This window comes from Mycobacterium sp. TH-M106, from assembly GCF_057473765.1.
The window spans coordinates 1-6,308 of record NZ_JBYCLE010000639.1; the positions used below are offsets into that span (position 1 = coordinate 1).

General features: G+C 68.7%; 3 protein-coding genes. 2 read left to right on the forward strand and 1 reads right to left on the reverse strand.

The window, feature by feature from the left end; all coding sequences use genetic code 11:
- Nucleotides 1-499: 499 nt before the first annotated feature.
- Entirely contained in the window at nt 500-3,172 is a 2,673-nt protein-coding gene (locus tag AC2VOP_RS21455; protein WP_486962840.1) for a PE family protein, read from the reverse strand.
- Between the two features lie 438 nt (nt 3,173-3,610).
- On the opposite strand from AC2VOP_RS21455, the gene AC2VOP_RS21460 reads away from it, so the two are divergent.
- Nucleotides 3,611-4,714 (forward strand): alkane 1-monooxygenase, encoded by a 1,104-nt coding sequence (locus tag AC2VOP_RS21460; protein WP_486962841.1) that lies wholly within the window; start codon nt 3,611-3,613, stop codon nt 4,712-4,714.
- A partial coding sequence (locus AC2VOP_RS21465) for a GMC oxidoreductase (RefSeq protein WP_486962842.1) occupies nt 4,711-6,308 on the forward strand: 1,598 nt, incomplete at its 3' end. The genes AC2VOP_RS21460 and AC2VOP_RS21465, both read left to right, overlap by 4 nt.

Sequence of the window (6,308 nt, forward strand, 5' to 3'; positions counted from 1 at the left end):
CGGGGTGCACGCCGGACAACCCGCCGTTGCGCTTGCCGACGGGTGAGCGGACCGCCTCGACGATGACGGCTTCAGCCATGGTGATGTCTCCTTCGACGGGTGTTTTCGACGGGTGTTGTTGACTTGATTGTCAACCAAGCGGTTGGACGGTCGGGCGGTGGGGTCTGAATGGGAAGGCGGCTTGGCGGTGGCCCCCGTCGAGCCGCCGGGTTCGTAGCCGCAGGTGTGACCGCTCGCGAGCCCGTCTCATCTCCAGAAGGGCCATGTCCGGAGTCGAGCGGTGGTGGCCATGTTCCGACTGTCGATGGCGCCGAGCCGACTCGTGGCCTGCACCTCGGCGTCGTCGATGTCATCTCGCCAGCGTTGTGCCGCAAAAAGCTTCGTCACCGGCGCCATCGGGCGTCGCCGCTCCGGGAAGCTTCGGGGCGCCTTTGAAGGTTCCGTAGAAGACCCGACCCGCAGTCTTCCCGGGGGTCGAGCCGACGTGCCGCGAGCTCGGCTACGACAACCCGTTCAACCCGTCCACACCCAGCAGCGCCGCGACACCGCCGGCACCGGGGATGCCCGAGTCCTGGCCGGGCCCGGCGTTGCCGCCGTTGCCGCCAGTGCCTAGCAGCACGGACATACCGCCGTTTCCACCGTCACCACCGGAATAAGACGCGCTCTCCCCGCCGGCGCCGCCGGCCCCGCCGGTGCCGATCAGCAGACCGGCCGTGCCGCCGTCCCCGCCGGCCGCGGCGTTGATCTGGTCGGCGGTTCCGCCAGCCCCGCCAGTCCCGCCCTTGCCGAGCAGGCCGCCGTCGCCGCCGTGCCCGCCGGCGCCGGCCGGCAAGTTGTATATGGAGGCTCCGCCGGCCCCGCCGTCACCGCCGTTGGACAACAGCCACCCGCCGTTTCCGCCGGAGCCACCGTCACCGGCGGGGCCATTGATGAAGGTGGAAGCGCCGGCACCGCCGGCCCCGCCGGAGCCGAACAGCAGGCCCGCGTTGCCGCCGGCCCCACCGGCGCCCGAGCCGTCATAGCCCACACCGCCGGTTCCACCGGCGCCGCCGAAGCCGAACAGCCCACCGCCGTGTCCGCCGGCCCCCCCGACGCCTCCGGCGCCGCCGCCGAACCCGATACCGCCGACCCCGCCGCCGCCGACCCCGCCGTCGCCGCCGCCGCCGAACGCGCCCTCGCCGCCGCCGCCGAACTCGATACCGCCGACCCCGCCGCCGCCGCCGCCGCCGGCGACCAACCCGCCGTTCCCGCCGACCCCGCCGGCCCCACCGTTGCCGCCGTCCCCGAGCCCGCCGAGACCGCCGACCCCGCCGCTGCCGAACAGCCCAGCGGCCCCACCGGCCCCGCCGGCCCCGCCGGCCCCGCCGGCCCCGTCGCCGCCGATCCCGCCGGCCCCGCCGGCCCCACCGGCCCCGCCGTTACCCGACAGGATTCCGCCGGCGCCGCCGGCCCCGCCGTTGGCCCCGGGCCCGCCGTTGGCCCCGGCGGCCCCGCCGGCCCCGCCGGCCCCGCCGGTACCGAACAGCCCAGCGGCCCCACCGGCCCCGCCGTTCTGACTGCCGCCGTCTGCTGCGCCGGCCCCGCCATTGCCCAGTAACCAGCCGGCGGGCCCACCGTTCTGCCCCGATCCCGGGGTGGCGCTGACACCGTTGCCGATCAGCGGGCGCCCGGTCAGCGTTTCGACGGGGGCATTGATCACGTTCAATGCCGGCTGCAACGGCGACACCACGCCGTTGGCCCCGGTGTTGCCGAAGGACGTTGAGCCGACCCCGGCCTCGCCGCCACTGCCGGCGGTGCCGATCAGCACGGCATTGCCACCGGTGCCGCCGGCCCCGCCGGTCGTTGCGCCGATTCCACCGGCGCCGCCGGCGCCAGCGTCGCCCACCAGCAGGCCGCCCTGCCCCCCGGTCCCGCCGGTCCCGCCGGTCCCGCCACCGTCGCCGAACGACGCGCCGCCGTATCCACCGGCCCCGCCGACCCCGCCGCAACTGAGCAAGCCGGCGTTGCCACCGTTCCCGCCTGATCCCCCGACCCCGTTCAAGGTGGTCCCGCCGGCCCCGCCGGCCCCGCCGGTGCTGAACAGCAGGCCGGCGTTGCCACCGTTCCCGCCTGATCCCCCGACCCCGTCCGACGTGAACCCGCCGGCCCCGCCGGCCCCACCGGTGCCGAACAGCAGACCGGCGTTGCCACCGTTCCCGCCCGCACCAGCGGTAGATCCCGACCCGCCGCCGGTTCCGCCGGCCCCACCGGCCCCACCGAGCAGACCGCCGGCCCCGCCGTTCCCGCCGACCCCGCCGGCCCCGCCGGGCACGTCGCCGCCGAACCCGCCGGACCCGCCGTCACCGCCGGTGGCGCTGACCAGCCCGGCGAGCAGACCGCCGGTGCCGCCGGCCCCGCCGTTCCCACCGGTCCCGCCGTCTGAGATCCCGCCTACCCCGCCGACCCCGCCGCCGCCGAACAACCCGCCGGACCCGCCGAACCCGCCGGACCCGCCGTTGCCGGCGGCGTTATACGCGGCCCCCCCACCGCCGCCCACCCCGCCGTCGCCGAACAGCCACCCGCCGGCGCCCCCGGCGCCGCCGTTCCCGCCGTTACCGGCGGCCCCTTGCCCGCCGGTGCCGATCAGTCCGCCGGCCCCGCCGGCCCCGCCGACTCCAATCAGCCCGGCGGCCCCGCCCGCGCCGCCGTTTTGGCCCGACCCGCCGGACCCGCCCGCGCCGCCGTTGCCGAGCAACCAACCACCGGGTGCGCCATTTGCACCGGTGCCCGGGGCGCCGTTGGCGCCGTTGCCGATGATCGGGCGTCCCGTCAGCGCCAGGCTGGGAGCGTTGACCAACCCGAGCACCTCCTGCTCCAGGTTGTGCAGCGGATTCGCCCCGAACACCGCGGCATTGCCGGCTTCCGCGCCGGCGTACGATCCCGCACCCGCGACCAGGGCCCCCACGAACTGGTCGTGGAACGTCGCCACCTGCGCGCTGATCGCCTGATACGCCTGGCCGTGCGCGTTGAATAAGGCCGCGACCGCCGCCGACACCTCGTCGCCCGCGGCGACCAGCAGTCCCGTGGTCGGGGCCGCGGCGACAACATTGGCCGCGCTGATCGCCGAACCGATGCTGCCCAAATCCGAAGCGGCCGCCACCAACTCTTCTGGCCCCGCGATCACAAATGACATGGCACTCATTCCTTGCTTTCAGCGAAACCAGGCGAATCCCCCGATGCTATTGGCTGACGCGAAAGGCACAAGATTGCCGAGAGCACCATCAGGAGGTTGTTACACAACCGTTATCACTGTCGCGGTGAATGTCTATTTCTTCGACAAATGACAGATCTCCTCGCCTCCCCCGTGAATGCCGTGACACACGGGAGGTGCAGCACATCGGGGAGAGGCGACACCACGTCGTCACGAATTTGAAATGTCGTCACGAATTTGAAGCGGAAACGGCCACTTGGATGATTTAGGATCTCAGCCGGGCCGTTCAGGAGGGTGTCGTTGGGGTCGACAGAGTCGAGAGTGCCGCCTGAAGGGTGGACATATCCGCAGACCAACGAGCTGGTCCCGGCGTCCAGTTGGCGGGACCGCAAGCGGTATCTGTGGCTGCTCGGCGCGGTAGTGCCGGTGCTCGTGGTCATTTCGTGGCTCGGCGTGCGGGTCACCGGCCTCGGAGCGTTCTGGTGGGGCGGCCCGTTTCTGGCGTTCGCGGTTATACCCTTGCTCGACCGTGTCGTCGGCCCCGATGCAAGCAACCCTCCCGACGGTGCGCTCGGGCGACTGGAGCAAGATGCCGTGTATCGATGGGCCACCTATCTGTACCCGTTCGGCCAGTATCCGTCTCTGCTGCTCGCGTGCTGGCTGTGGGCCGGCGGCGGCTGGCTGACCATGACTTTCGCCGCCAAGCTGGGGCTGATGGTGAGCGTCGGGATAGTCGGCGGCTGCGCCATCAACGCCGCACATGAATTGGGGCACGGAAAACCGCGGGTCCACAAGAAGCTGAGCAAGATAGCGCTTGCACAGACCTGCTACGGCCATTTCTATGTCGAGCACAATCGTGGACACCACGTCCGGGTCGCGACTCCGGAAGACCCGGCCAGCGCGCGCCTGGGAGAAAGTGTCTACAGCTTCATTCCGCGCTCGGTCGTGGGCGGTCTCCGGTCGGCCTGGAGCACCGAGAAGCGACGCCACGCACGGACGAAGCAGTCGTCCTGGTCTGTCCGGAACGACGTGCTGAACGCCTGGATGCTCAGCGTCCTGCTGTATGCGGTGCTGGCGATCTGGTTTGGCGTCGTCGTCCTGCCCTGGCTCGTCGGCCAGGCGGTAATCGGGATTTCCCTGTTGGAGACCGTCAACTACCTGGAGCACTACGGGCTGCGGCGCCAGAAAGTATCCGCCGACCGGTATGAACCGGTGAAATCATCACACAGTTGGAACAGCGACACGCTGGTCGCAAATATCTTCCTGTTCCACCTCCAACGCCATTCTGATCATCATGCTCATCCCCTGCGGCCGTTTCAGGCGCTACGCCATGTCGATGAGGCGCCGCAACTCCCGGCTGGGTACGCCACCATGATCGTGATCGCATGGATTCCCGCGTGGTGGCGCCGGGTGATGGACCGACGCGTGCTCGACCACTACGGCGGCGACATTCGGTTGGTCGCGCTGTGCCCCCGCCGCGGGAAGCAATCGCTGGCGCGACACCCATCTCGCGAGTGCTCATGACGCAGATATCGCGCAGACATTTTCTGGGCGCCGGTATCGCGGCTGCGGCATGGCCCGTCGGCGCCGGGATCGTCGGGTGTGAATCCGCGCGGAAGCCGACGGCCTCTCGCCGCCATTACCCGGCGATTGTGGTGGGTAGCGGTTACGGCGGCGGCGTGTCGGCGTTGCGGCTCGCCCAGGCGGGTGTGGACACGCTGGTTTTGGAGATGGGCAGGCTATGGGACACCCCTGACCAGGATGGCAAGCGATTTTCCCGGATGTTGCCTCCCGACACTCGCGCCGGCTGGTTCACCGCGCATCCGCCAAGCCTGGTGCCTTCTTTCGAAGGGATCTCGATCGATGCGGTAGCCGAGCGCGTTCCCTCGCCCCAGCCGGTTCAGGCCGGAATTTGCGACAAGGTTGTCCTCGGTGCGCACACCGTGTTCCGCGGCATAGCCGTCGGGGGCGGATCCATGATCAACGCTGCGATAGCCGCCATTCCCACGCCGGACCAAGTCCGCGACACCTTTCCAGACATCGACGCGTCCGAGTTCCTCGGAACATACATTCAACGAGCCGCCAATACGCTGCGGATCAACTACCGTGACATGGACTGGTTCGAGCAAACTCCATGTTTTCAATATGCGCGCGTGGGCCGCCAATATGCGGACGAAGCGGGATATAAGGTCGACTACAACGGGAGCGCGTACTCCTTCGACTATATGGAGAAAGAACAGGCCCGCGAGGTTCCACGTTCAGCGCTCGACTTGGAGCAGCAATACGGAAATAACTACGGCCGGTTCGGCAGCGTCGACCAGACCTATATCGCAACTGCCTTGGCGACTCACAAAGTCACCCTGCAACCCCTGACCGAAGTAACCGATATCCGGCGCGAACGCTCGGGCGAATACGTCGTGTCTGCCCGCGAAATCGACCGGTGGGGCAAAGAGCTAGCGCGCCACGAATTCGGTTGCGATAAATTGTTTATCAGCGCGGGAGTCCTGGGAACGAACAAGCTGTTGTTGCGGGCTCGTGACACCGGTGCGCTGCCCAACCTGAGCGCCGAAGTCGGGCGTGGATATGGAAACAACGGCGACGTCATGGTCGCCCACGGGCTCCAACGAACCGACCCGGCGGGGACTGAGCAGTCACTCATGGGAATGATCAACCTCGATGGCCGGGACGACCCGGATAACCCGGTCTACGCCAGCATGTTCTCCATTCCGCTGCCGGAAGAAACTTTCACCTTGGGCTACTATGTCATGGTAAAAACTGGTGATCGTGCGAACATCACCTACAATCGCCATTCCGACACGATCGGTATCGACTGGCCCGAAGGATATAGCGACCACCTGGCAGCAAGAGCGCAGGCGGTTTTTGACAAAGTGATCCATGCCAACGGCGTGGATTATCGCAGCGACGTATTCGAAGGAAAGATCTTCGAGCCCTACACGGTTCATCCGATGGGTGGCTGCGTCCGGGGTATCGCCACCGACAGTTTCGGCCGGGTCAACGGGTACGACAATCTTTATGTGAATGATGGGTCGTTGCTACCTGGCTACCTTGGCTGCAACCCATTCATGTCAATCACCGCGCTCGCCGAACGCAATATCGA

Bases quoted from the DNA above. Each gene is read 5' to 3' on its own strand.
- AC2VOP_RS21455 (WP_486962840.1), bottom strand. From the start codon at position 3,172: ATGTCATTTGTGATCGCGGGGCCAGAAGAGTTGGTGGCGGCCGCTTCG.